The sequence below is a fragment of the Mesorhizobium sp. M5C.F.Ca.IN.020.29.1.1 genome, from assembly GCF_003997375.1.
In the GTDB taxonomy this organism is placed as follows: domain Bacteria; phylum Pseudomonadota; class Alphaproteobacteria; order Rhizobiales; family Rhizobiaceae; genus Mesorhizobium; species Mesorhizobium wenxiniae.
In genome coordinates this window covers 1-2,092 of sequence record NZ_RZSW01000788.1, presented here as the reverse complement: position 1 = coordinate 2,092, position 2,092 = coordinate 1, and the positions used below count along the sequence as shown (strand labels likewise).

Genomic DNA, 2,092 nt, shown 5'->3' with positions numbered 1-2,092 from the left:
GCTGACCAACCAGGGCGGCAGCGATCGCCTTGGCGGTGGCGGTGGCGACGCCGGCGCCAGCAATTTCGACGTGGCCGGCGACGTCGGTTCGAAATATCGCGGCGCGCAGGGGCTCGACCCCGAATTCATCGCCAAGCTGGAAAAGCAGTTCGGCTTCGACAAGCCACCGCTCGAGCGCTTCGGCATGATGCTGTGGAACTATATCCGGTTCGATTTCGGCGACAGCTATTTCCGTGACATCTCGGTGATCGATCTGATCCTGGAGAAGATGCCGGTATCGATCTCGATCGGGCTGTGGATCACGCTGCTATCCTACCTGATCTCGATCCCGCTCGGCATCCGCAAGGCAGTCAAGGACGGCTCGGCATTCGACGTATGGACCAGCGGCGTCGTCATTGTCGGCTACGCCATCCCCGGCTTCCTGTTCGGCATATTGTTGATGGTGCTGTTTGCCGGCGGATCGTTCTACGACTGGTTCCCGCTGCGCGGCATCACCTCCGACAATTGGGACCAGCTGTCCTGGCCGGCGCGGATCGTCGACTATCTCTGGCACATGACCTTGCCGCTGACGGCGCTGGTGCTGTCGGCCTTCGCCACCACGACGCTGCTGACCAAGAATTCGTTCCTCGAGGAAATTCGCAAACAGTATGTGGTGACCGCGCGCGCCAAGGGCCTATCGGAACGGCAGGTTCTCTACGGACACGTCTTCCGCAACGCAATGCTGATCGTCGTTGCCGGCTTTCCCGGCGCCTTCATCTCGGCGTTCTTCACCGGTTCGCTGCTGATCGAGAACATCTTTTCACTCGACGGCCTCGGCCTGCTCGGTTTCAGGTCGGTGGTCGAGCGCGACTACCCGGTGGTGTTCGCCAATCTCTACATCTTCTCGCTGCTTGGCCTGATTGTCGGGCTCCTGTCCGACCTGATCTATACCTGGGTCGACCCGCGCATCGACTTCGAGCGAAGAGACGTCTGATGACCGGGGCCGCAGCCGAAACGGCGCCGGACCGGATTGCCCGGCCCTGGCTGTCGCCGCTCAACCAGCGGCGCCTGCAGAATTTTAGGGCCAACCGGCGAGGCTATTGGTCGTTGTGGATCTTTCTCGTGCTTTTCGTGCTGTCGCTGTTTTCCGAATGGATCGCCAACGACAAGCCGGTCCTCGTTTCCTACAAGGGCGAGATCCTGTTTCCGGTCCTGGTCGCTTATCCCGAGGAGAAGTTCGGCGGCTTTTATGCGGTCACCGACTATCGTGACCCGGTCATCCAGGACGAGATCAATGCCCATGGCTGGATGATCTGGCCGCCGGTCCGCTACTCCTACCGAACCGTCAACAACGCGATCCCCGAGGCGGCGCCTACCAAGCCGTCCTGGCTCTATGACGTCAAGACACGTTGCAATCAGTATCCGCAAGGCGCCGCCGATCCCAATTGCGTTGTCGGCAACTGGAACTGGCTGGGCACCGACGACCAGGCACGCGACGTGCTGGCGCGCGTCATCTACGGATTCAGGGTCTCGGTGCTGTTCGGCCTGATCCTCACCGCGGGTTCGGCGCTGATCGGCGTGACGGCCGGGGCATTGCAGGGCTATTTCGGCGGCTGGACCGACCTTCTGTTCCAGCGCTTCATAGAGATCTGGTCGGCGATCCCGGTGCTTTATCTCTTGCTAATCGTCGCCGCCATCCTGCCGCCCGGCTTCTTCATCCTGCTTGGGCTGATGCTGCTGTTCTCCTGGGTGGCGCTGGTCGGCGTGGTGCGGGCCGAGTTCCTGCGCGCCCGCAACTTCGAATATGTCAACGCCGCCCGCGCGCTCGGCGTACCCAATGGCACCATCATGTTCCGGCATCTGTTGCCAAACGCCATGGTGGCGACGCTTACCTTCCTGCCCTTTCTGCTCAGCGGCTCGATCTCGACGCTGACCTCGCTCGACTACCTTGGCTTCGGCCTGCCGCCCGGCTCGGCGTCGCTGGGCGAGCTCCTGAAGCAGGCGCAGCGCAACCTCAACGCGCCATGGCTGGGCATTTCCGGCTTCGTCGTCATCTCGCTGATGCTGTCGCTGCTGGTCTTCGTCGGCGAAGCGACCCGCGACGCCTTCGATC

The 2,092-nt window shown here is 62.1% G+C and carries 2 protein-coding genes; both read left to right on the top strand.

Annotation, left to right across the window (positions count from 1 at the left end; translation table 11 throughout):
* Positions 1–973, top strand: a 973-nt coding sequence (locus EOA85_RS33540) for a microcin C ABC transporter permease YejB (RefSeq protein WP_164760072.1), incomplete at its 5' end; no start/stop codon positions are given.
* The coding region (locus EOA85_RS33535; RefSeq protein WP_164760071.1) for an ABC transporter permease at positions 973–2,092 on the top strand (1,120 nt) is incomplete at its 3' end. The genes EOA85_RS33540 and EOA85_RS33535, both read left to right, overlap by 1 nt.